The 23657-nt window shown below is 65.4% G+C and carries 23 protein-coding genes; 14 read left to right on the forward strand and 9 right to left on the reverse strand.

Annotation, left to right across the window (positions count from 1 at the left end; translation table 11 throughout):
• The first annotated feature begins 2 nt into the window (after positions 1-2).
• Positions 3-956, forward strand: a complete 954-nt coding sequence (locus IB274_RS05230; protein WP_192430996.1) for a LysR family transcriptional regulator — start codon at positions 3-5, stop codon at positions 954-956.
• Here IB274_RS05230 and IB274_RS05235 read toward each other — a convergent pair.
• Together IB274_RS05235 and IB274_RS05240 are read right to left on the reverse strand one after the other, a co-directional pair.
• Positions 940-1812, reverse strand: a complete 873-nt coding sequence (locus IB274_RS05235; protein ID WP_192430997.1) for a hypothetical protein — start codon at positions 1810-1812, stop codon at positions 940-942. The two genes, IB274_RS05230 and IB274_RS05235, sit on opposite strands and share 17 nt — an antisense overlap.
• 388 nt (positions 1813-2200) lie before the next feature.
• Positions 2201-3427, reverse strand: a complete 1227-nt coding sequence (locus IB274_RS05240) for an EAL domain-containing protein (protein ID WP_192430998.1) — start codon at positions 3425-3427, stop codon at positions 2201-2203.
• A 285-nt stretch (positions 3428-3712) separates the two neighbouring features.
• Between IB274_RS05240 and otsB the strand changes: the two genes are divergently transcribed.
• The 3 genes from otsB to otsA are packed head-to-tail and all read left to right on the forward strand — an operon-like array spanning position 3713 to position 7715.
• The gene (otsB, locus tag IB274_RS05245) at positions 3713-4528 is read left to right on the forward strand and encodes a trehalose-phosphatase (protein WP_225614696.1); all 816 of its coding nucleotides are present in this window, start codon (positions 3713-3715) and stop codon (positions 4526-4528) included.
• The gene (locus tag IB274_RS05250) at positions 4525-6324 is read left to right on the forward strand and encodes a glycoside hydrolase family 15 protein (protein WP_192430999.1); all 1800 of its coding nucleotides are present in this window, start codon (positions 4525-4527) and stop codon (positions 6322-6324) included. Before otsB ends, IB274_RS05250 begins: the two co-directional genes overlap by 4 nt.
• Positions 6306-7715, forward strand: a complete 1410-nt coding sequence (otsA, locus tag IB274_RS05255) for an alpha,alpha-trehalose-phosphate synthase (UDP-forming) (RefSeq protein WP_192431000.1) — start codon at positions 6306-6308, stop codon at positions 7713-7715. The genes IB274_RS05250 and otsA overlap by 19 nt, the downstream gene beginning before the upstream one ends.
• Before the next feature lie 47 nt (positions 7716-7762).
• Here otsA and IB274_RS05260 read toward each other — a convergent pair whose 3' ends face one another.
• A complete protein-coding gene (locus IB274_RS05260; protein WP_184596138.1) occupies positions 7763-7930 on the reverse strand; it encodes a hypothetical protein in 168 nt (55 codons plus the stop codon).
• A 290-nt stretch (positions 7931-8220) separates the two neighbouring features.
• Here IB274_RS05260 and IB274_RS05265 point away from each other — a divergent pair, with 290 nt between their 5' ends.
• Positions 8221-8430 carry a cold-shock protein gene (locus tag IB274_RS05265; RefSeq protein WP_017518411.1) on the forward strand — a complete coding sequence of 70 codons (210 nt, stop codon included), beginning with the start codon at positions 8221-8223 and terminating at the stop codon, positions 8428-8430.
• 144 nt (positions 8431-8574) lie between these two features.
• On the opposite strand, the gene IB274_RS05270 is transcribed toward IB274_RS05265, so the two are convergent.
• The 3 genes from IB274_RS05270 to IB274_RS05280 form a co-directional block, all read right to left on the reverse strand.
• Entirely contained in the window at positions 8575-9852 is a 1278-nt protein-coding gene (locus tag IB274_RS05270; RefSeq protein WP_192431001.1) for an MFS transporter, read from the reverse strand.
• A gap of 131 nt (positions 9853-9983) precedes the next feature.
• A complete protein-coding gene (locus IB274_RS05275; protein WP_138216691.1) occupies positions 9984-11138 on the reverse strand; it encodes an acyl-CoA dehydrogenase family protein in 1155 nt (384 codons plus the stop codon).
• Positions 11139-11197: 59 nt separating this feature from the next.
• Positions 11198-12064: an IclR family transcriptional regulator gene (locus tag IB274_RS05280; RefSeq protein WP_081520824.1), complete on the reverse strand. Its 867-nt coding sequence runs from the start codon at positions 12062-12064 to the stop codon at positions 11198-11200.
• Positions 12065-12307: 243 nt separating this feature from the next.
• Here IB274_RS05280 and IB274_RS05285 point away from each other — a divergent pair, with 243 nt between their 5' ends.
• From IB274_RS05285 to IB274_RS05320, 8 genes are all read left to right on the forward strand, one after another.
• On the forward strand, positions 12308-13084 hold the full coding sequence (locus IB274_RS05285) for an enoyl-CoA hydratase (protein WP_192223303.1): 777 nt from the start codon (positions 12308-12310) through the stop codon (positions 13082-13084).
• Positions 13081-14625 carry a 3-hydroxyacyl-CoA dehydrogenase gene (locus IB274_RS05290; protein WP_192431002.1) on the forward strand — a complete coding sequence of 515 codons (1545 nt, stop codon included), beginning with the start codon at positions 13081-13083 and terminating at the stop codon, positions 14623-14625. The genes IB274_RS05285 and IB274_RS05290 overlap by 4 nt, the downstream gene beginning before the upstream one ends.
• A 33-nt stretch (positions 14626-14658) precedes the next feature.
• Positions 14659-15861, forward strand: coding sequence for a 3-oxoadipyl-CoA thiolase (locus IB274_RS05295; protein WP_192431003.1), 1203 nt, complete (start codon positions 14659-14661; stop codon positions 15859-15861).
• A gap of 22 nt (positions 15862-15883) precedes the next feature.
• Complete coding sequence (locus IB274_RS05300) at positions 15884-17122, forward strand: CaiB/BaiF CoA transferase family protein (RefSeq protein WP_151186941.1); 1239 nt, start codon at positions 15884-15886, stop codon at positions 17120-17122.
• A gap of 193 nt (positions 17123-17315) precedes the next feature.
• Entirely contained in the window at positions 17316-18065 is a 750-nt protein-coding gene (locus tag IB274_RS05305) for an electron transfer flavoprotein subunit beta/FixA family protein (protein WP_192431004.1), read from the forward strand.
• On the forward strand, positions 18065-18994 hold the full coding sequence (locus tag IB274_RS05310; RefSeq protein ID WP_192431005.1) for an electron transfer flavoprotein subunit alpha/FixB family protein: 930 nt from the start codon (positions 18065-18067) through the stop codon (positions 18992-18994). The genes IB274_RS05305 and IB274_RS05310 overlap by 1 nt, the downstream gene beginning before the upstream one ends.
• An 80-nt stretch (positions 18995-19074) precedes the next feature.
• Complete coding sequence (locus IB274_RS05315; protein ID WP_192431006.1) at positions 19075-20325, forward strand: OprD family porin; 1251 nt, start codon at positions 19075-19077, stop codon at positions 20323-20325.
• Positions 20326-20616: 291 nt separating this feature from the next.
• Positions 20617-21018, forward strand: a complete 402-nt coding sequence (locus IB274_RS05320) for a hypothetical protein (protein ID WP_081520563.1) — start codon at positions 20617-20619, stop codon at positions 21016-21018.
• Positions 21019-21197: 179 nt separating this feature from the next.
• Here the strand turns inward: IB274_RS05320 and IB274_RS05325 are convergent, their stop codons facing one another.
• Both IB274_RS05325 and IB274_RS05330 read right to left on the reverse strand, forming a co-directional pair.
• Positions 21198-21422, reverse strand: coding sequence for a DUF2798 domain-containing protein (locus tag IB274_RS05325; RefSeq protein ID WP_192431007.1), 225 nt, complete (start codon positions 21420-21422; stop codon positions 21198-21200).
• Positions 21419-22009 (reverse strand): flavodoxin family protein, encoded by a 591-nt coding sequence (locus IB274_RS05330; protein ID WP_151186946.1) that lies wholly within the window; start codon positions 22007-22009, stop codon positions 21419-21421. The genes IB274_RS05325 and IB274_RS05330 overlap by 4 nt, the downstream gene beginning before the upstream one ends.
• 108 nt (positions 22010-22117) lie before the next feature.
• Between IB274_RS05330 and IB274_RS05335 the strand changes: the two genes are divergently transcribed.
• Entirely contained in the window at positions 22118-22549 is a 432-nt protein-coding gene (locus tag IB274_RS05335; protein WP_192431008.1) for a helix-turn-helix domain-containing protein, read from the forward strand.
• Positions 22550-22705: 156 nt separating this feature from the next.
• Here the strand turns inward: IB274_RS05335 and IB274_RS05340 are convergent, their stop codons facing one another.
• On the reverse strand, positions 22706-23569 hold the full coding sequence (locus tag IB274_RS05340; protein ID WP_192431009.1) for a LysR substrate-binding domain-containing protein: 864 nt from the start codon (positions 23567-23569) through the stop codon (positions 22706-22708).
• Positions 23570-23657: the final 88 nt, after the last annotated feature.

The raw sequence follows: 23657 nt of genomic DNA on the forward strand, positions 1-23657 counted from the left end.
GAATGGATCGTCTGACCAGCATGGACGTCTTCGTCCGCGCGGTGGATCTTGGGTCATTCGCGGCGGCGGCAGACGCTCTGGAAATGTCCGCGCCCATGGTGGGCAAGCACGTTCGCTCTCTCGAAGAGCGCCTGGGCGCCCAGCTGCTGATACGCAGCACCCGCCGACAGAGCCTGACCGAGGCGGGGCGGATCTACTACGAGCGCTGTCGCGCGCTGCTGGCCGATGCGGAGGCGGCGGACATCCTGGTCGCTGGCGAAGTGGCCGAGCCGCGCGGCCGGCTGCGGGTGGCGATGCCGGTGCATTTTGGCAGGCGCTGTGTGGCGCCGGTTCTGCTTGAGCTGGCGGAGCGCTATCCGCGACTGGAACTGGACCTGCGCTTCAGCGACCGCCTGACGGATCTGGCGGAAGAGCAGATCGACCTGGCCATTCGCACCGGAGAGCCCCAACCCAGGGACGGCATCATCGCGCGGCGCATCGGCCGGCAACGCATGGTGGTGTGCGCGGCGCCGGCGTACCTGGAGGAGCACGGGCGCCCGGAGAGCATCGAAGAACTGGCCGACCATCGGGTCCTGGTCTACCACCGCGCCGGACGAATCAACCCCTGGCTGTTCCCCCGAGAAGGGCAGCCACCCGCGGAGTTCGCGCCGAGCTCCCGGCTGCGTTTCGACGACCTCGCAGCCCTTGCCGACGCGACGGTGCGCGGTATGGGGCTCGCTTGGTTGCCTTACTGGCTGGTACGCGAAGTCATCGACGGCGGGGCGCTGGAGGAGTTGCTGCGGTGGCAGCCGGGCTTCCTCTACGACGTCCATGCGACCTGGTTGCAGACCACCCAGTTGCCGCGCAAGGTGCGGCTGGCAATCGATGCGCTGGTCGAAGTGATACCCGGCCTGGAGACGCCGGCGCAGGAGCAGGGCGGCCTGGGCGCCGCCGGGGGCGTCACTCGGCCGGAGTGAGTTGTAGCACGCGATCGCGACCGCCTTCGGCGAGCAGGTAGTTACCCTTGCCGTCGGGCACGATGGACTGCGGCGCCTTGAGGAACGACAGGATGGTGCGCGGCTCGCCCTTGCCGTCCCACAGCAGCAGACGGGCGCGATGGGTGGAGTCTTCGCTGATCCACAGTCCGCGGGCGTCGCACATCAGGAAGGTGGGCTGGTTAAGGCCGGAGAGCAGGACCGGGTCCTTGCCGTCGTCGCTGAACTGGTGCACCAGGCCTTTCTTCTTCTCGGTGTAGAGCAACTTGCCGTCGGTGCAGCGGGTAACGGATTCGGTTTCCTGCAGTTTGTCCCGCAGCACGGTCAGCTCGCCATCGCTCCATCGGTAGCGAAGCAGGCGGCCGTCGTCGCGGCGGTCTTCGATGGCATAGAGGTTCTCACCGTCGTTCCACAGGCCCTGTACGGACTGCCCCATGAACAGGTCAGTGACCTTGCCGTCCTTGAGCAGCTGAACCGGCTTGCCTTCGGATTCCTGGCTGAACACCCAGCCGCCCTGGGCAGCGATCATACCGTCAGGCTTGGACAGTCCGTCGACCATGACCCGGCGCTCTCCGTCGGCGGCAATGCGCAGGATGTTGCCCTTGTCCTTCTTCAGCTCCTGGCTGACCAGCAGTCCGCCGTCGGGCAGCGGCACCAGCGACGCGGCCTTCTGCACGTTCTTGTGCAGGACCGCGACGGACCAGCCATTGCCGGCCTGCACCGGGTAGAAATCCTGCCAGGCGAAGAAGCCAAGGGCGGCCAAGGCACTGGTGCCAGTGACGGTCAGGGCAAGGCGAATCAGCGAGCGACGGGGCGAACGCACGGAAGTCTGGGGCATGTATCGGCTGCCAAAAGCTGAGGGTGGGCAACGCTGGGGCGATCCTTTTGGATTTATGCCTTCCTGGCATCCAGCGTGCAGCAGGTCATGGTAACCAGACAGTTCATCGGCGGGCTAGGCTAAAACGTCATGACAAATGTCACGCCGCGCAGTGCGGCCACGCCGGGGCAATCGTTGTATAGCCGACCATATTGGGACGAATGTGCAGGGAATGGGTAGGCATCGCCCGGTGAACTAGCGGCTGTTTGCCGCGTTTGTGGTCCATGCGGGAGAATTGGGAAGACTCGCTGATGGCCATTGGCCTACAATTCCCGCGTCCTTTGCTGAGGACAATCCAGACGGCTATTGCGGACAGGAAGTCCGCAACAGCCGTTTTCTTTTCCGCGTCTCACTGCGCCGGGCGTAGCGCCTGAACTGCGTCCAGCTTCTTCAGCAGTGGCGGCGCGCCGCGCAGGAACGTGCCGATCTGGCTGGCATCCATCGGCTTGCCGAATAGATACCCCTGCGCGCAATCGCATTCCAGCTGCTGCAACTGGCGAAGTTGCGCGGGGTTCTCCACACCCTCGGCAATCACCCTGAGGCCCAGTTCGCGGCCGAGCGCCAGGGCGTTGCGCAGCACGATGAGGCGGCGCGGGTCGCCATTGTTCGCGTCCGCTACCAGGTGGCGGTCGAGCTTCATCTCGGTGAACGGCAGCTCCATCAAGCGCTGCAGGGTGGAGTGGCCACAGCCGAAATCGTCGATGGCCAGGCCACAGCCCAGCAGGCGCAGACGCAGCACGTTCTCCAGGCTCAGCGGCGGCGCGCGCAGTGGCGAGGTCTCGGTCAGCTCGAAGGTGATGCGTCCAGGGTCGATGTCCAGTCGTCGCAGATTGCGCTCCACCGTGGCGGCAAAGTCGGTCTGGGCGATCTGTTCGGCTTCCAGGTTGAAGGACAGCTTCAGCTCTTTGTTGCCCAGGGGGCGAAGGGCCTCGACAGCCTGCGTCATCAGTTCGAAGAGCATGCCGTCGAGCTTGCCGGCCCGCCGCAGCCCCGGGAGGAACTCTCCGGGGAGCAGAAAGTTTCCGTCCTCCAACTGCCAGCGCGCCAGCACCTCGAACCCATAAACCTGCGCGGTCGCCACGGATACCTTGGGCTGCAGGTGCGCGCGCAGACGTCCACGTGGGGGCAGATTGGCGGCTTCGCCTACTTCATCCGCGGCGGCTTCATTCAGCGGCAGGCCAAGCCGTGCTTCCCTGGGTTGGAAGTCGGCGAGCAGTGTGCGCAAGCGCTCCAGAGTCGCGGCTTCGTTGCCCAGCCAGAACACCATCAAGCCTTGCAATTGCAACAGGTGGGAGAGGGCGCTCCAGGTGCCTGGCGCCATCTCCCCGCTGACCACCACGCCATGAGCGAGGCGCTCGCGGGCCACGGTCTGGAGCAGATCCAGGCGCGAGACCGGATCGATGCGCACATCGCAGATCAACAGGTGGACGCCGCCCTGGCTGCGCAGCCGATCCAGCGCGAAAGCATTGCTGGAGACTGCCGACAGGAAGCTGTAGCCCAGGTGCTGCAACGCAGTGACAGCGGTGGAACGGTGCAGGCCGGAAGCCTGGAGAACCAGGGCAGAAAGCGGAAGCATGGGGTTTTCTCATGTGAGACTGGTCCGACGCATTCTCGGAAATGCCTTCCGCGCTGTGAGGCGGATGATTCCAGTTCTTCTGTCAGGAAAATCCCATCGACGTTGGTGCGGAGAACTTGCCTGTCTCTCCCGGCTGCTCTGGCCTGCGCCTTCTCGGTTGGAAAAGGCAGTGAAACCCAAGGTCGACCCTCGTGGTCCCACATGTTAGGGTCCTTGGGCTCCCTTTCACGTCCGCAGCGGCTACCCACGGCCGCGCGGCACGCCCTGAACAAGGAGAAATGGCTCATGTCACGTCCCGTATCAAGGGGACCTGTCGACACCGCCATGGTCCCGCATAGCGAGGCCTCAGCCACTGCGCTGCTGAACCTCTGGCTCAGCCGACCTCAGCAGACCGCACTGTTCCTGGATGTCGACGGAACCCTCCTGGACATCGCCGAATCACCCGGCGCGGTCGTCGTACCGCCTGGGCTGCTCGATGTCCTCACGCACTTGCATCGCCGACTCGACGGTGCGCTGGCCCTGATCAGCGGCCGGCCGGTCGAAGAGCTCGACCTGCTCATGCAACCCTTGCGCCTCGCCGCCAGCGGCGGCCACGGCGCTCACTGGCGCGAAAGCGGCGACAGCCCGATTCGCCGCACCACCAGGAACCTGCCCGCCAGCGTGCGAGTGCAGTTGAACGCCCTGGCGAACCGGCATGTCGGAATCCATGCCGAGGACAAGGGCAGCAGCTACGCGCTGCACTACCGCAACGCCCCCGCGCTGGCCGCCGACTTGCGTGCCGGGTTGCAGGCATTGCTGCGGGCGCCGGAAGGCGCAGGGCTGCGCTTGCTCAACGGCAAACAGGTCTACGAAGTCGTCCCCGAAGGCGTCGACAAGGCCCAGGCTATCCAGCGACTGCTGGGCACGCCGGGCTTTGCCGGGCGCCTGCCGCTGTACATCGGCGACGACGTCACCGACGAACCCGCCATCGCGCTGATGCCGGCCCTGGGCGGCCTCGGCCTTTCGGTCGGACGTGCCTTGCCCGGTGCCAGCGCGGTGTTCAGCGACGCGGAGCAAGTCCGTGAAGCACTCATGCAAGCCGCAGGAGGAAATCACCGATGACGAACCGGCACGAAGGTGCTCTGGAACTGGGCCTGATCGGCAACTGCCGGGTGGCCGCCCTGGTCAACCCGCAGGCACGGCTGGTCTGGTGGTGCTACCCGAACTTCGACAGCGATCCGGCTTTCTCCCGGCTATTGGCCGGCGATGACGAGAAAGGCTTTGCCGACGTGGTGCTGGAGAACCAGATCAGCAGCACGTCCGACTATCAGCGCAATACGGCGATCATCACCACCGTGCTGCGCGACGACAACGGCGGCGCGGTGCGCATCACCGACTTCGCTCCGCGCTTCCTGCAACACGGCCACCTCTACCGGCCGGCGCAGCTATGCCGGCTGATCGAGCCCATCGAGGGCGTGCCGAAGATCACCCTTCGCGTGCGCCCGACCCATGGCTACGGCAAGCCCAGCCGGGGCACCAGCGGCTCCAGCCATATCCGCTACATGGAGGGCGACGAGCCGTTGCGCCTGACCACCGATGCGCCGCTGGCCTACATCCAGCACGAAACGCCGTTCGCCCTGCGCCACCCGTTAAGCCTGGTGATCGGCTTCGACGAACCGCTCGACAACGCTCCCGGCGAAGTAGTCCGCGATTACCTCAAACGCACCCAGAACCACTGGCACGACTGGGTGCGTGGGCTGGCCATCTGCTTCGAATGGCAGCAGGTGGTGATCCGTTCGGCTATTACCCTGAAGCTGTGCAATTTCGAAGACACCGGGGCGATCATCGCCGCGGCCACCACCTCCGTGCCGGAGGCGCCGGACTCGCAGCGCAACTGGGACTACCGCTACTGCTGGCTGCGCGACGCCTACTTCGTGATCCTCGCCCTGAACCGCCTGGGCGCCACGCGGACCATGGAGGGCTACATCGACTTCATCACTACCGTGGCCAGCGGAAATGCCGAACTCAAGCCGCTGTATGGGATCATCCCCAACCAGGTCCTCACCGAACGCATCGAGCCGGAGCTCGCCGGCTTCCTCAACCACGCGCCGGTGCGCGTCGGCAACCAGGCCGTGGAGCAGAACCAGCACGATGTGTTCGGCTCGGTAGCGCTGGCGGTGTTGCAGAGCTTCGTCGATGAGCGCCTGCCCAACCCCAGCAGCGACGGCATGCTGCAACTGCTGGAGAACCTCGCCGCCAAGGCCGTGCACGCGGCTTTCGAGCCCGATGCCGGCATCTGGGAATACCGTGGTCGCCAGCGCATCCACACCCATTCCGCGCTGCTCTGCTGGGTTGCCTGCGACCGCGTCGGGCGCATCGCCAAACGCCTGGGGCGCGACGAGGAAGCTGGCGGTTGGATGGACAAGGCCGCCAACCTGCGCGAACGCATCCTCGCCGAGGCCTGGAGCGAGAAGATGCAGTGCTTCACTGGCGCCTTTGGCCACGACGACCTCGATGCCAGTGTGCTGCTGATGAACGAGCTGGGCATCATCGAGGCCGACGACCCGCGCTTCATCGCCACAGTCGAGTGCATCGGCCGCGAACTCAACGTCAACGGGCAGATGCTGCGCTACGCCGCCGCGGATGATTTCGGCGTGCCGGAAACTGCCTTCCTGGTGGTGAAGTTCTGGTACCTCGACGCGCTGGCGGCCATCGGCCGCATCGATGAGGCGCGCCAGCTGTTCGAGCAACTGATCGCCGCGCGCAACCGCTACGGACTGCTCTCCGAGGACCTCCACCCGGAGACCGGCGAACTCTGGGGGAACATTCCGCAGACCTACTCCATGGCCGGTCTGATCAACTCCGCCATGCGTCTTTCCATTGGTTGGGAGGAAGGCCTATGCCGCGCCTCGTGGTGATTTCCAATCGGGTCGCGATCCCCGATGAAAACGGCCCGGCGCCGGGCGGTCTGGCCGTGGCGGTGGACGCCGCCATGCGCAACCGCGAGGGCATCTGGTTCGGCTGGAGCGGCGAGAAGGCCGAGGAGCCAGGCCCGCCGACCATGGTCCAGCGCGACAACCTGCAGTACATACTCACCGACCTGCACCCGCAGGACTTCGATGAGTACTACAACGGCTTCGCCAATCGCGTGCTCTGGCCGATCCTGCATTACCGGGTCGACCTGGCCGAATTCAACGAAGCCGAGTTCGGCGGTTACCAGCGGGTCAACGAGTTCTTCGCCGAGCGCCTGAGCCCGTTGCTGGAGGAGGACGACGTCCTCTGGGTCCACGACTACCACCTGATCCCCCTGGCTGCCGCCTTGAGGCAGCGCGGGCACGGCAACCGTATCGGCTTCTTCCTGCACATCCCGATGCCGCCGGCCGACCTCATCACCGCGCTGCCGCACCACGACGAACTGATCCGCGCGCTGACCCAGTACAACCTGATCGGCTTCCAGACCGAGAATGACGCCAGCAACTTTGCCCGCTACTTGACTCGCGTGGTCGGAGCGGCAACGCCAGATGGGCGGCGTTATCACCTGGAGGACCAGCATTTTCGCGTCGGTGTCTTCCCGGTGGGCGTCGACGCTGCAGGTTTCCGCCGGCTGGCAGAGGAGGCCGCGCAGAGCCAGGCGGCCGAGGACCTGCGCGAAAGCCTGGGCGGCCGCTCGCTGATGGTGGGGGTGGACCGTCTCGACTACTCCAAGGGCATCGTCAACCGGCTGGACGGCTACGAGCGCTTCCTCGAGCGCAACCCGGACTGGCACAACCGCGTCACCTGCCTGCAGATATCGCCTGGCAGCCGCCAGGACATTCCCGAGTACGTCGACATCGATGCCGCCGTGAGTGCGCGGGTAGGGCATATCAATGGGCGTTTCGGCGCCGTGTCCTGGGTGCCGCTGCGTTATGTGGCGCGCAATCACCAGCGCGCGGACATCGCGATGGTCATGCGCCATGCACGGATCGGCTTGGTGACGCCGCTGCGGGATGGGATGAACCTGGTGGCCAAGGAATTCGTCGCTGCCCAGGACCCGGACGATCCCGGCGTGCTGATCCTCTCCCAGTTCGCGGGCGCCGCCGCCGAGCTGGGCGGCGCGCTGATCATCAACCCCCATGACCGCGACGCCCTGGCCGACGCCATGCTCAAGGCCCTGCGCATGCCCCTCAGGGAGCGCCAGGCACGCCACCGCGACATGTATGCGGTGCTGGAGGCCAACGACATCCGTTTCTGGGGGCCGAGTTTCATCGACGCGCTGACGCGGCCGGGCAGGGCGCTGAACTGGCTGTCGAACCATTACCTGGGCCACTGATACGCAAAACCCCGCCGTGCGGGGTTTTCTTCATGCATTCAAAATGCTCAGGGCGCCGGCTTCTTGCCCTCGGACTTCGCCCACTGCGACTTTCGCTCGACCTTCACTGCCAGTTGGCCAACGGGGATTTCCTGGATTTCGCCGCCCTGGGAAAGGAAAGCGGCAATCTTTTCATCGAGCTCCGAACGTTCGCGAATCAGCTGTGAATCAGTCATGAAGTCACCTTTGCGTTGGGCGCCAAACCGGCCCGGTCAGCCTACACGTCTTTTGTGAATTTGGCCGGGATAGCTCGACCATTTGTCAAAATCACCACTGGTCGTGAAAAAAAGCTATGAATTAGCGCCAAACCTTGTATTCTGCATGGGCTGCCTGCCCAGTAACGAGTTCCGCGACTTGATGTTCTTCTACAAGATGCTCCATCTCCTCGGCACCTCTTCACTACGCATTCAGCTCATCGCCGGTCGGCTTTCGGCCGGCCTTTAGCATTCTTTTAGGAGACAACATCATGTCCGATCGTCAAAACGGCATCGTCAAGTGGTTCAACGCTGAGAAGGGCTTCGGCTTCATCACCCCGGAAAGCGGCCCGGACGTATTCGTTCACTTCCGTCAGATCGAAGGCAACGGCTACAAGTCCCTCGACGAAGGCCAGAAGGTCAGCTTCGTTGTGACTGCCGGCCAGAAAGGCCCGCAAGCTGAACAAGTTCGCGCTGTCTAATCGACATCGCTGACGAAAGAGCCCCGCTTCGGCGGGGCTTTTTTTTACCTGCGATTTGTCCCGATGACTCTTTCGGGCGCGCAAATAAAAACGCCCGGTGCAGTGCGCCGGGCGTTTTTCGTGGCTGGGCGCTGAGCGCCCAGGTCATTCCTGTTGCGGGTCGAACTGCTTGTCGCGGATCAGCAGGGCGGGGATGACGCCGCAGATGAAGTACGCCGCGCCCATCACAAGGAAGCCCACGCCAATGGACATCTGCGTGGCGAGGAAGCCAATCACCGCCGGGGCGATGGCTGCGCCGATGCGGCCGATGTTGTACGCACCACCGACTGCCGTGCCACGGAAGGCGGCGGCGAAGCTCTCGGTCATGTAGGTCGCGTTCACACCGTACGGGATGCCATAGAGGAAGCCGAACACCACCAGCATCCAGAGAATGTTCTCGGGGCTGTGGAACAGCACGATCACCGGCAGGAACACCGCAGTGCCCAGGGCGCCGAAGGAGAATACGGTGCGGCGGCCGAACCAGTCGGCGGCGACGCCGGCCAGCACCTTGCCGAGGATCATCGCGGCGTAGGTGCCCACCAGGTAGGAGGTCATCGCCTTGAAGTTCATGCCCATCTCGGTTTCCAGGTACGACGGCATCCAGTTGTTCACGCCGTAGTAGCCGAACTGCAGGAAGCCGGCGGTCAGTGCCCAGAACAGGAACATGCGGCTGGCCTTCGGATCGCTGAAGATCTGGCGGAAGGCATTCTGCCGCGGCGCGACGGGCTGGCTCGACGGGCCGGCGGACTTGCGCTGCCGGCGTTCGGCCTGCGCCTGGACCCAGGCGGCGGGTTCGGGGATCAGCTTGCGCATCGCCACGGCCAGCACCACCGGAATGATGGCGATGTAGAACAGGTAGCGCCAGCCGTGGTCCGGCAGGATCCAGCCGGCCAGCAGGGTGGCGACGATGTAGCCGACCGACCAGCCGGCCTGCAGGGTGCCGAGCACGGTGGTGCGGTACTTGGTCGGCACGTACTCGGCCATCAGCGTGTTGCAGGCCACGTACAGGGCGCCGAGGCCCAGCGAGGCGACGAAGCGCGCTGCGGCGAACTGCCAGTAGTTGTGGGTCAGTCCGAGCACTGCGGTGCCGACGGAGAACAGCACGATGGTCCAGACCACCGTCCTGACCCGGCCGAAGCGGTCGCAGGCCCAGCCGCCGTAGATGCCACCGAAGGCCATGCCGGCCAGGGTGACGCTGCCCAGGCTGCCGGCCTGGAGGTTGCTCAGGCCGAACTCGGCCTTGAGGCTGGTGAGACTGTAGGAGAGGAGCATCAGGTCTGCGCCATCGATCAGCAGGCCGATGAAGCAGAAGGCGAAGACCAGGACCCAGGTCTTGCTCTGAGTGGCAGCGGTTGCAGCCGTTGCGGAAGCAGTGTTTTCCATGAACGAATTACCTGTTGTAGTTGTTGGCGGGGCGGTTGGCCGACCCTCGGTAAGCGTGCGTGCGAATCCTGCCGGCAGGCGCGTGGTGCGTGGCCACGCGCTGCCGAATTGGGTGCCTCAGTGCCTGTTTGTCAGGACTGGGCTTCGCGGATCATGTTGCGGGCGATGATCACCTGCTGGATCTGGGTGGTGCCCTCGTAGAGTCGGAACAGGCGGACGTCGCGGTAGAAGCGCTCGATGGCGTACTCGCTGACGTAGCCGGCGCCGCCGTGGATCTGTACGCAGCGGTCGGCCACGCGGCCGCACATCTCGGTGGCGAACATCTTCGCGCAGGAGGCTTCGGTGCTGACGTTCCGGCCCTCATCGCGCTTGCGCGCGGCGTCCAGCACCATGCAGCGGGCGGCGTAGATCTCGGCCTTGCTGTCGGCCAGCATTGCCTGGATCAGCTGGAACTCGGCGATCGGCTGGCCGAACTGCTTGCGCTCCAGGGCGTATTGCAGCGCGTCGGCGAGCATGCGCTCGGCGGCGCCGACACTCAGCGCGGCGATGTGCAGGCGGCCCTTGTCGAGTACCTTCATGGCGGTCTTGAAGCCCACGCCCTCGACGCCGCCGATCAGTTGGCTGGCGGGGATGCGCACGTTGTCGAAGATCACGTCGCTGGTGTGCGCGCCTTTCTGGCCCATCTTGTGGTCCGGCTTGCCCAGGGAAATACCCGGCGTGCCGCGCTCGACGATGAACGCGCTGATGCCGGCGGAACCCTTGATCGCCGGGTTGGTGCGGGCCATCACCGTATAGATGCCGGCATGCGGGGCGTTGGTGATGAAGCGCTTGGTGCCGTTGAGCACATAGAAGTCGCCATCGCGCACGGCGGTGGTTTTCAGCGAAGCGGCGTCGGAACCCGAGTCCGGCTCGGTCAGGCAGAAGGCGCTGAGCAGTTCGCCGCTGGCGAGCTTGGGCAGGTAGTGGGCTTTCTGTTCCGGCGTGCCGTCGATCAGGATGCCGATGGAGCCGATGCCGTTGTTGGTGCCGATGTAGGAACGGAAGGCGGGGGAGGTGCGGCCGAGTTCGAAGGTGATGTTCACCTCTTCTTCCATGGTCACGCCCAGGCCGCCGAACTCTTCGGGGATGGTCAGGCCGAACAGGCCCATCTCGCGCATCTGCTGGACGATGTCCTGCGGGATTGCGTCGGTCTCGGCGACCTCGTTCTCCCGCGGGATCAGCACTTCGCCGACGAACTGGTGGATGGAGTCCAGAAGTATCTGCAGCGTTTCTGGGTCTCGGATCATGTGCACTCCTCAAAAGGCCCGCGAGCAGGCCTGTCTTCCGAGGCACCGTCACCCGAGATTCAGCGAGCGGCGGCACCTATGTTGTTGACCATGTTGATCAGGCGGGGCCCGATGTCGTCCTCGAGCTTCTCGCGTGTCAGCTGGAAGCTCGGGCCGCCGCAGTTGAAGGCCAGGAGCCCGTACTGCGGATGTACCAAGGGCACGGCGACGGAGTTGACGTCGCGGTGCCATTCGCCGATCGACAGGCAGTAGCCGTAATCGGTGAAGTCCCTGAAGGCGCGGTCCAGACCCTTGCGGATGGCCGGCCAGTTTTCCGGTTCGCGCTGGCGAACGTGGTCGAGCAGGAATTCCCGCTCGTTCTCCGGCATCGCCGCGAGGCACGCGCGGCCCACCGAACTCGCCGCCAGCGGCAGGTAACTGCCTATCTGCCGGCGCATCGTCATGTTTCCCTGGCCCTGCACGACGTCCACATAGACCATCTGCAGGCGGTCGCGGGCAGCCATGGCTACCGCCGCCTGGGCGTGGTTGGCCAGTTCTTCCATCAGCGGATGGGCCACCGCGCGGATCGACAGGTTCGACAGCATCGCGTAGCCGAAACCCAGCACACCGACGTCCAACTGGTACTTGCCCGAATGCACCTCGCGCTTGAGGCAACCCAGGCGCATCAGGGTGTTGGTCAGGCGTGTCACGGTCGGCTTGGGCAGGTCGGTCTTGCGCGCCAGGTCCTGGTTGCTCAGCACGTTTTCCCGTGGCGTGAAGCAACGCAGGATCTCCAGGCCGCGAGCCAGGGCCGTCACGAACTGGCCGCTGTTTTCCTCTTCGCTCAGTGCCGTGGCGGGGTCATACAGTCCCCGTTCCAGCAGGCCGATCTCACCTTCGTTTTTCGTCGGCGCAGCCGAATCCATCTCCGTCTTGTTGCGGCGCATGGTAGAACCCCTATTCACGGAAAATCAATAAAATAAAATGCAGTTTCGTCAGACGAAATTGTAATAGGTCTGGGAACGATAGTACAGGTGCACCCTTAAAAATATTAAAAGCCTCGTATTTAAAGGCCTTGAGAGGGTGTGTCGATCTTCACCGTTTACAGGCTGGATTGGGTGTCACTATGATGAAATCGAAATACGGAATGTAGTTTCGGCAGGCGAAACATATAAGAGGTCAGAGCTCCAATGAATACCAGCGTGGTTCATCTCGATATCCAGGCCGATGGTGTGGCGGTCGTCCGCATCGACCGACCGGAAGCCAAGAACGCCTTGAATGCTGCCGTGCGCCAGCAGCTGGCCGAGCACTTCCGTGCCCTGAGCGAAAACCGCGACGTTCGCGCGGTGGTGCTGACCGGGGGAGAGGAGTGCTTCGTCGCCGGGGCGGACATCCGCGAATTCGCCCAGGCCAGCCCCATCGAGATGTACCGCCGCCATACCGAGCTGCTGTGGGAAGCCATCTCGCGCTGCCCGAAGCCGGTGATCGCCGCCGTGAATGGCTTCGCCCTGGGCGGCGGCTGCGAGCTGGCGATGCACTGCGACATCATCGTCGCCGGTGAGTCGGCACGCTTCGGCCAGCCGGAAGTGAAGCTCGGACTGATGCCCGGCGCGGGTGGCACCCAGCGGCTGATCCGCGCCGTGGGCAAGTTCCAGGCGATGCGCATTGCCCTGACCGGCTGCCTGATCAAGGCGCCGGAAGCCCTGGCCATCGGCATGCTCAGCGAGGTGGTGGAAGATGCACGCACGCTGCCCCGAGCGCTGGAGCTGGCCGCCGAGATCGCCGCGCTGCCGCCGCTGGCCGTGGCGCAGATCAAGGAAGTGATGCTCGCCGGCGCCGACCTGCCGCTGGAAAGCGCCCTGACCCTGGAGCGCAAGGCCTTCCAGCTGCTGTTCGATTCGCAGGACCAGAAGGAGGGCGCCGCCGCCTTCCTGGAAAAACGCAAAGCCAGTTTCCTGGGGGAATGAGCATGACCCTTTCTTTCGAGCGCATCGAGCGCATGGCCATCGTCGGCACCGGTGTCATGGGCAGTGGCATCGCCCAGATCGCTGCCCAGGCCGGCATCCAGGTGAAACTCTTCGACGCTCGCGACGGCGCCGCGCAAAGCGCCCGCGACAACCTCGGGCGGACGCTGGCCAAGCTGGCGGAGAAGGGCAAGATCAGCGCTGCCGAGGCCGACGCCACCCTGGCGCGCCTGCTGGTCGCCGGCTCGCTGAGCGAGCTGGCGGATTCCGATCTGGTGATCGAGGCGATCATCGAGCGCCTGGATGCCAAGCAATCGCTGCTGGCCGAGCTGGAAGCCGTGGTCAGCGCCGACTGCATTCTCGCGACCAATACCTCGTCGCTGTCGGTCACCAGCATCGCCCGTGGCTGCCAGCACCCGCAGCGGGTGGCGGGCTTCCACTTCTTCAACCCGGTGCCGCTGATGAAGGTGGTCGAGGTTATCGACGGCCTGGCCAGCGACCCGCAGGTCGGCGACCGCCTGGTGGCGCTGGCCGCGCGCATGGGCCATCGCGGCATCCGCGCCAAGGACACCCCCGGCTTCATCATCAACCACGCCGGCCGCGCCTATAGCACCGAAGCGCTGCAGATGCTCAAGGAAGCCATTGCCGAGCCCGCCGACATCGACCGCATCCTGCGCGAAGGCCTGGGTTTCCGCATGGGGCCGCTGGAGCTGTTCGACCTCACCGCGCTGGACGTCTCGCACCCGGTGATCGAGTCCATCTACAACCAGTTCTACCAGGAGCCACGCTATCGCCCGGCGGCGCTGACCCGGCAGATGCTCGAGGCCGGTTTCGTCGGGCGCAAGGTCGGGCGAGGATTCTATCGCTATGCCGACGGCGAGATGATCGATGCGCCCGCTCCGCAACCGGTGCCGAACGTGGCCGCCCTGCCGCCGGTGTGGATCGGTGCGGAGAACGACCAGGATCGCGAACTGCTCGGCGAACTGCTGAAGAAGCTTGGCGCGACCCTGGAGCAGGGCGCCCAGCCAAGCAGCGAGGCGCTGTGCCTGCTGGCTCCCTATGGCGTTGACGCCACCACGGCGTGCCAGAACTTCAGTACCGACCCGGCGCGCACCCTGTGTATCGACCTGCTGCTGGACCTGCAGCGCCACCGCTGCCTTATGCAGAACCCCGCGACCGCCCCGGCCATGCGTGATGCCGCCCATGCGCTGCTGGCGGCTGACGGCGTGGGCGTCACCGTCATCAATGACAGCGTCGGCTTCGTCGCCCAGCGCGTGCTGGCGCTGATCGTCAACCTGGCCGGCGACATCGTCCAGCAGCGCATTGCCAGCGTCGATGACCTCGACGAAGGCGTGCGCCGTGGCCTGGGTTACCCGCAAGGCCCGCTGGCCTGGGGCGACAGCGTCGGCCCGGCGCGCCTGCTGACCATTCTCGAACGCATGACCGGCCTGACCGGTGACGCCCGCTACCGCCCCGGCCCCTGGCTGCGCCGCCGCGCCGCGCTGGGGTTGTCGCTGCGCCATGCCGAGCCTGCGCTGGGCTGAGGCCCGGCGTCCACCTCTTTCAAGGAGACTTCCATGCTCAATGCCTTTATCTACGCCGGCCTGCGCACCCCGTTCGGGCGCCATGGCGGTGCCCTGGCTCCGGTGCGCCCGGACGACCTGATTGCCCAGGTGATCCGCGAACTGCTGGCCCGCACCAGTGTGCCCGGCGAGGCCATCGAGGACGTGATCCTCGGCAACACTAACCAGGCCGGTGAAGACAGCCGCAACGTCGCCCGCCATGCCGCGCTGCTCGCCGGCCTGCCGGTGACCGTGCCGGGGCAGACGGTGAACCGCCTGTGCGCCAGCGGCTTGGCGGCCGTCATTGACGCGGCGCGTGCCGTGACCTGTGGCGAAGGCGAACTGTTCGTCGCTGGCGGCGTGGAAAGCATGTCCCGCGCGCCCTTTGTCATGGCCAAGGCCGAGGCCGCCTACAGCCGCGACCTGACGGTGTTCGACAGCACCATCGGCGCGCGCTTCCCCAACCCGAAGATCATCGCCGGGTTCGGCAACGACAGCATGCCGGAGACCGGCGACAACGTGGCCCGCGAGTTCGGCATCAGCCGCGAACAGGCCGACCGCTTCGCCGCCCGTTCCCAGGCTAACTATGACGCCGCCCGCGAGGCTGGTTTCTTCGCCGGGGAAATCCTCCCGGTCAGCGTGCCTACCGGACGCAAGACGCCGCCGAACCTGGTCGAGCAGGATGAACATCCGCGTCCGTCTTCCGACGAAGCCGCACTGGCGCGCCTGAAGCCGCTGTCGGAAGGCGGCGTGGTCACTGCCGGCAACGCTTCCGGTGTCAACGATGGTGCGGCTGCGCTGCTGATCGGCTCTGCCGCGGCGGGAGAGCGCTACGGCCTCAAGCCGCTGGCGCGGATTCTCTCGGCCGCGGCTGTCGGCGTGGAGCCGCGCATCATGGGCGTCGGCCCGGTGGAGGCGATCAACAAGGCGCTTGCGCGCGCCGAATTGACCCTGGCCGACATGGACATCATCGAGATCAACGAGGCCTTCGCCTCCCAGGTGCTCGGCTGCCTGCACGGCCTGGGCGTGGACTTCGACGATGCGCGGGTCAACCCCAATGGCGGCGCCATCGCCGTCGGCCACCCGCTGGGCGCTTCCGGCGCGCGGCTGGCGCTGAGCGTGGCGCGACAACTGCAGCGCACGGGTCAACGCTATGCGGTGATCAGCCTGTGCATCGGTGTGGGCCAGGGGCTCGCCATGGTTATCGAGCGCGCGTAAGCGCGCCTGCGAGGAATTGAAGATGGGTGCTTTGAGCGGATACCGCGTACTCGATCTCAGCCGCGTGCTGGCCGGCCCCTGGTGCGGCCAGGTGCTGGCCGACCTGGGCGCGGAAGTGATCAAGATCGAACGTCCCGGCGTGGGTGACGACACCCGCGGCTGGGGCCCGCCTTACATGAAGGCTGCCGACGGCTCGGACAGCTCCGAGGCGGCGTACTACCAGTCGACCAACCGCAACAAGCTGTCGGTGGCGCTGAACCTGGCGACAGAAGAAGGCCAGGCGCTGGTGCGCGCCCTGGCCTGCGAGTGCGACGTGCTGATCGAGAACTACAAGGCCGGCTCGCTGGCCAAGTACGGGCTGGATTACGACAGCCTGTCCAAGGTCAATCCGCGCCTGGTCTACTGCTCCATCACCGGCTTCGGCCAGACCGGCCCGCGCGCCGAGGAGCCCGGCTACGACTTCATCATCCAGGGCATGGGCGGGCTGATGAGCATCACCGGCGAGAAGGACGGCGTGCCCGGCGCCAGCCCGCAGAAGGTCGGTGTCGCCGTGTCCGACGTAATGACCGGCCTCTACTCGGTGGTCGCCATCCAGGCCGCGCTGCTGGCGCGGGAGAAGACCGGCCGCGGCCAGCACTGCGACATGGCGCTGCTCGACGTGCAGGTCGCCATGCTCGGCAACCAGAGCCAGAACTACCTCGCCACCGGCCGCTCGCCGGGCCGCCAGGGCAACGCCCACGTCAACATCGTGCCGTACCAGGTGTTCAGCGCGCAGGACATGGATTTCATCATCGCCTGCGGCAACGACAGCCAGTTCGTCTCGCTGTGCGACGCCATCGGCCTGCCCGAACTGCCGAAGGACCCGCGTTTCACCCGTAACGCCGACCGCGTGCGCAACCGCGACGTGATCGTCGGCAAGCTGGCCGAGCACTTCCAGGGCGACACCGCCGACAACTGGGTGCGCCGCATCCACGCGATGAAGGTGCCGGTCGGCGTGATCAACGATATCGGCCGCGCGCTGGACGAGCCGCAGGTGGTCGCCCGGGACATGCTGGTGGAGATTCCCCACGCGCAGAACCCCGCGTTCCGCATGGTCGGCAGCCCGCTGAAACTGTCCGACACCCCGGTGGAATACCAGCGCCCGGCGCCGATGCTCGGCGAACACACCGACGAGGTGCTCAAGCGCCGCCTGGGGCTCGATGACGCGCGCCTGGCGGCGCTCAAGGCCGAGGGTGTGATCGAGCAGCTGGGCAAACCCTGACGCTTCAATGCTCGCAAGAGAGTAGGGCGCATAACGCGCCAGCGTTATCCGCCCTACGTTCGTTGAGTCCGTTCGCGAGCAGGCTCGCTCCTGCGGGTGTTCCCCATTGCTCTTCGTAGGGGGGGAGCCTGCTCGCGAACCCATCCCAACCGCAGCGTCGATCCATGACGGCGCAAGCCAAGGAAACAACCGAATGAAAGTACTGGTCGCGGTAAAACGCGTGGTCGATTACAACGTCAAGGTCCGCGTCAAGGCGGACCACTTCGGCGTCGATCTGGCCAATGTGAAGATGTCCATGAACCCCTTCTGCGAAATCGCCGTGGAAGAGGCCGTCCGCCTGAAAGAGAAAGGCGTCGTCACCGAGATCGTTGCGGTCTCCGTCGGCCCGACCGCTGCCCAGGAGCAACTGCGTACCGCGATGGCCCTCGGCGCAGACCGCGCAGTGCTGGTCGAGAGCAATGACGAGCTGAACTCGCTCGCCGTGGCCAAGGCCCTGAAAGCCATTGTCGACAAGGAGCAGCCGCAGCTGGTCATCCTCGGCAAGCAGGCCATCGACAGCGACAACAACCAGACCGGCCAGATGCTGGCGGCGCTGACCGGCTATGCCCAGGGCACCTTTGCCTCCAAGGTCGAAGTCGCTGGCGACAAGGTCAACGTCACCCGTGAAATCGACGGCGGCCTGCAGACCGTTGCCCTGAACCTGCCGGCAATCGTCACCACCGACCTGCGCCTGAACGAGCCGCGCTACGCCTCGCTGCCCAACATCATGAAGGCGAAGAAAAAGCCGCTGGAAACCGTTACGCCCGAAGCGCTGGGCATTTCCACGGCCTCGACCGTGAAGACACTCAAGGTGGAAGCGCCCGCCGCGCGCAGCGCCGGCATCAAGGTGAAATCGGTGGCCGAACTGGTCGAGAAACTGAAGAACGAAGCGAAGGTGATCTGATGGCTGTCCTGGTTGTTGCAGAGCATTCGAATGGCGCGCTGGGCTCGGCGACGCTGAACACCGTTGCCGCTGCGCAGAAGATTGGCGGCGAAATCAGCGTGCAGGTCGCTGGCCAGAACGTCGGTGGCGTGGCTGAAGCCGCTGCCAGGATCGCCGGTGTTGCCAAGGTGCTGGTCGCCGACAACGCCGCCTACGCTCACCAGCTGCCGGAGAATGTGGCTCCGCTGATAGCGTCCATCGCCCGCGATTTCGGCCACGTGCTGGCGCCGGCCACCACCAACGGCAAGAACTTCCTGCCGCGCGTTGCCGCCCTGCTGGACGTCGACCAGATCTCCGAGATCACCGAAGTGGTCAGCGCCGACACCTTCAAGCGTCCGATCTATGCCGGTAACGCCATCGCTACCGTGCAGTCCTCGGCTGCCGTCAAGGTCATCACCGTGCGTGGCACCGGCTTCGACGCCGTCGCTGCCGAAGGTGGCTCCGCCGCTGTTGAAGCCGTTTCCGGCCCGGCCGACGCCGGCAAGTCCGCCTTCGTGGGCGAAGAACTGGCCAAGTCCGACCGTCCGGAACTGACCGCTGCCAGGATCGTCGTTTCCGGCGGCCGTGGCATGGGCAATGGCGACAACTTCAGCATCCTCTACTCCCTGGCCGACAAGCTGGGCGCTGCCGTCGGCGCTTCCCGCGCTGCCGTTGACGCCGGCTTCGTGCCGAACGACATGCAGGTCGGCCAGACCGGCAAGATCGTCGCTCCGCAGCTGTACGTGGCCGTCGGCATCTCCGGCGCCATCCAGCACCTGGCGGGCATGAAGGATTCGAAAGTGATCGTGGCGATCAACAAGGACGAAGAGGCGCCGATCTTCCAGGTTGCCGACTACGGCCTGGTCGCCGATCTGTTCGAAGCCGTACCGGAGCTGGAACGGACTATCTGATCCCGCTCATTCCCCTGGCCGGGCCAGCCGTCATCGGCCCGGCGTTTTGCCAACACCTCAAGTAGAAAGAAACAAGAACAATGAATACTCGTCGACTCCCCGTGCTGGTCTCCGGACTGGCGCTGCTGCCCCCGTTCGTCCACGCCGATTTCCTCGCCGACAGCAAGGCCAGCATCGAAACTCGCAACTTCTACTTCAACCGCGACTACCGCCAGAGCGGCGCCGCCCAGTCTAAATCCGAGGAGTGGGCGCAGGGCTTCCTGCTGCGCTACGAGTCGGGCTACACCGACGGTACCGTTGGCGTCGGCGTCGATGCCCTCGGCCTGCTGGGCCTGAAGCTCGACTCCAGCCCGGATCGCTCCGGCTCCGGCCTGCTGCCGTACTCCGCCAGCGACAAGCGCGCCGCCGATGACTACAGCGACCTCGGCCTGACCGCCAAGCTACGCGTCTCCAAGAGCACCCTGAGGGTCGGCACGCTGCTGCCCAAGCTGCCGGTGGTGCAGTACAACGACACCCGCCTGCTGCCGCAGACTTTCCAGGGCGCGCTGGTGGAGTCGAAGGAACTCGATGACCTCGACCTGCAACTCGGCCAGCTTCGCGAGGTGAAGCAGCGCGATTCGTCCAACGACGAAGACCTGTCGATGACCCGCGGTAACAAGCGCAACATTGTTGCTGGCAGCCACCTCACCAGCGACCGTTTCAATCTCGCTGGCGGGACCTACCGCTGGAGCAACCAGCTCAGCACCAGCTACCACTACGCCAACCTCGAAGACCTCTATCGCCAGCACTACGTGAGCCTGGTGCACACGCTGCCGATCGCCGAGGGTCAGTCGCTGAAGTCCGACATCCGCTGGGCACGCTCCACCGACGATGGCGGCAGCAACGTCGACAACCGCGCGCTCAACGCCATGTTCACCTACAAACTGGGCAACCAGGCGTTCGGCCTCGGCCTGCAGCGCATGTCCGGCGACACCGGCTTCGCCTACCTGTCCGGTACCGACCCGTACCTGGTCAATTACGTGCAGATCGGCGACTTCGCCAACAAGGACGAACGCTCCTGGCAACTGCGCTACGACTTCAACTTCGCCTCCTACGGGCTGCCCGGCCTGAGCCTGATGACCCGCTACCTGCGCGGCGACAACATCGACCTGCTGAACGGGCAGGGCAACGGCAAGGAGTGGGAGCGCGACACCGACGTCGGTTACCTGGTGCAGAGCGGCCCGCTGAAGAACGTCGGCTTCAAGCTGCGCAACAGCACCTTCCGCAGCAGCTTCGGCAACGACATGGACGAAACCCGCTTCATCGTCAGCTACACCTTGCCGATCTGGTAAGTGCGGCTTGGAGCCTCCCGGTCTTGACGATTGGGGGAGGTTCCGCCTCATGAGTTTCCGGGCGCTGCGTAGGCAGGCCCGGAACGTACCCCGGCGAGATTCCGAGACGAACGGCGTGAAAGCCCGTACTTGAGCGAGTGAGGGGATATTTCCTACGTGCTGGCGGTCTCATAAGGCGAGGAAAAGTCTGGTCAGGGCTCGTGTCCTCGGCTTATAAAACCCCTTCGCCGCTGTAGACCCGCAGGGATGGCGGCCCCACGAGATCAAGGAACGATGATGCGACGAGTGACGATGATTCTGCTCGCTGCCGCCCTGTTGCAGGGCTGTGCGCACCAGAAGACCGGCAACCAGTGCGAAGACAACTTCAACACCGAAGGTGGCTTCATTGCCGGCAAGACCTTCACGTCCAACGTCCAGTTGGACATGCCGGTGGCCAAGGTCTTCGACCGGGCGCAGAAGACGCTGGTGAAGGAAGGCTTCACCATCCAGAACGCCGACGAGAAGAGCGGCACCATCTCCGCCTACCAGGGCGTGATCCTGAGCAGCCGCAACGCACCGTTGAACGTTGTGGTGGAAAAGTCGGGCTCCGGCTCAAAGGTAAGCTATGTCTTCGTCACCCTGGGCGGCATGTACACCACCGAGGGCGCGGTGCGTGACGGCTTCTGCCGGTTTACCGATGGGATTCGCCAGTAATCGGTAGCCTCGTGCAGGAGCGCGCCATGCGCGCCATGCGCGCGATCGCGGGCATGGCCCGCTCCTGCAGGGAGCTTGGTTTGTAGGATGGATGGAGCATGCTGTGGCGTGGTACGAGGCGATGAGTATCGCTGCGCTCCACGCCATCCTACGTTCGAGGTTCCCTGAGATTACTGGGCCTAAGCGCGGACCAGCCTTTCCACGAGGCGGCGTGTCAGTGGGGCGACGACCAGCACCAGCGGGAAGCCGATGCTCCAGCTGGTGAGCCACGCATCCAGCCAGAGCTGGGCGAAGGCCGGGGCCAGGCCGACGGCGCGCCAGGTGGAGAGCCCGGAGACCAGCAAGGTCATCACGCAGGACAGGATCAGCGCGAACAGCAGCGGGCCGTAGCGGCGGGCGATCATGCGTGGGCCTCCTGCGCGTGCTCGACCTGCGGCTGGTGCAGGCGGCCGAGGGTTTCGGCGAAGTACTGGCCGAACAGCCGGGCGGTCTTCAGGTCGCCGGGGCAGAAGTCCGCGGCGGTCTTGTCCGCCTGGGCCATCAGCCCGGACCAGGAGCCGAGGCGGTTGGCGGCTTCCTCGACGGGCACGCCCAGGTGCTGCTCGGGGAGGATCGCGTTGCCGGCCCAGAGCATCCCGTGCTGCATGCAGAAGGTGAACAGCGAGATCAATGTGGACTGCTTGTCGCCCGCGGGCAGCGCCGACACGGTGAAGCCGGCGGCGAGGCGGCCGCGCAACTTCTGCTGGCGCCAGAGCGGCCCGGTGGCGTCCATCAGGGCTTTCAGCGGCGCCGAGACGCCGCCCAGGTAGGTTGGTGATCCCAGGATCAGGCCGTGATAGGCGAGCAGCGCTTGCGGCTGCTCGATCAACTCCTGCGCCTTGAGCAGATGCACTTCGCAGCCGGGCACACTGCGAGCGCCGCTGGCGATGGTCTGGGCGATGCGCTCGGTACGGCCGCTGGCGCTGTGGTAGACGATGGCGATGGTTTTCATGCTTTCTCCGCAGGTTGCACGCAAGGGAAAGGCCGCGCTTGGATTGACCTCGGCGGCCTTTGGCGTGAACCTACAAGTTCAAGCGAACTTGAGGTCAAGAGGTGTTGCATGGATATCGCTGACGTGGCCAGGCGCTCCGGCGTGCCAGCATCGACCCTGCGTTTCTACGAGGAGAAGGGGCTGATCGTCTCGCTCGCCAAACCCGGCGCTCGGCGTCAGTTTGCGCCACAGATTCTCGACCAGTTGGCGTTGATCACCCTCGGGCAATCGGCGGGGTTCAGCCTGGAGGAAATCCGCTCGATGTTCGCCGGCGATGGCGGAACCAACATCGACCGGCAGATGCTGGCGGCCAAGGCGGATGAGCTGGATGCCACGATCCGACGCCTGCGGGCGATGAGCCGGGGGCTGCGCCATGCGGCGGCGTGCCCGGCGCCCAGTCATGCGCAGTGCCCCACTTTCCAGAAACTGGTCAAGGCGGCGGGGGAGAGTGCGCTGGAGGGGAAGAAGGAGCGGGGGCGGTTGAGGAAGGGGGCTGTGTGATGGATCTGGAGCGGGGCGTGCCCTCTACCGGGTTGAGGGGCTCTTCATAGGAGCGAGCAAGCTCGCTCCTACAGAGGAACGCTCTGCCCGTAGGGCGAACAACCCGGAACGGGTAATCCGCCGGCTTGGCGGATAACGCTTTAGGCGTTTTGCGCCCTACAGGGAGACGCCCAGCGCGGCGGACAGCCACTCGCAGAACCCTACCGCCTGGGCATTGCGCTCGCTCTGCTGATGCACCAGCAGCGACCAGTTCGGCCCGCGCACGGTCTGCTCGCTGAGCGGGGCCAGCAGGCCATTCTCTCGCGCATCGCCGGCCAGCAGCTGGCTCACCAGGGCAACGCCCAGGCCCTGGCTCGCGGCGTCCAGCAGCAGGCCGGGATCGGAGAAGTTCAGGCCCTCGCTGCGCTGGCCGACGTCGGCGCCGCCCTGCAGTTGCCAGTGCGCCCAGTCCATTTCCCGTTCGCCGTGCAGGGTGGTGCGCGTCGGTTCCGGCTGCGCCAGCAATGAAGGATGGCAGGCCGGGTAGAGGCGATCCTCCAGCAGCACGCGGAAGCGGCACTCGGCCTGGGCGGTGAGGTCGTCGCGCACGGCGATGTCGATGGTCTGTGTGGCCATGTCCGGGGTTTCGTCGGTGGTCAGCAGCCAGAGGTCGATCTGCGGGTGGCGGGCGTGGAAGTCGCCCAGGCGCGGCACCAGCCAGTGGCGGGCGAAGGCCGGGGTGGTGTTGACCACCAACTGGTTGGGCTTGCGGTACTGGTCCAGGCGGCGGATGCCTACGGCCAGTTGCTGCAGCATGGATTGCGTGGTGCTGAGCAGGTCGGCGCCAGCGTCGGTCAGCGCCACCTTGCGCCCGGAACGATAGAACAGCGGCTGTTCGACGAAGCTTTCCAGGCTGCGGATCTGCTGGCTGATGGCCGATTGGGTGAGGTGCAGTTCCTCGGCGGCCTTGTGGAAGCTGCCCAGGCGCGCGGCGGCTTCGAAGCCGCGCAGGGCATTCAGGGGTGGCCAGTGTTTGAGCATGATCGATAAGTCTGCCTAATCAGATTTGCGCAAAATCTATCGTTTGTTCTGACATTTTTACAGGCTTAGCATGGTCGTCAGGCGCCGC

This window comes from Pseudomonas sp. PDM18 (genome assembly GCF_014852585.1).
Taxonomy (GTDB): Bacteria; Pseudomonadota; Gammaproteobacteria; order Pseudomonadales; family Pseudomonadaceae; genus Pseudomonas.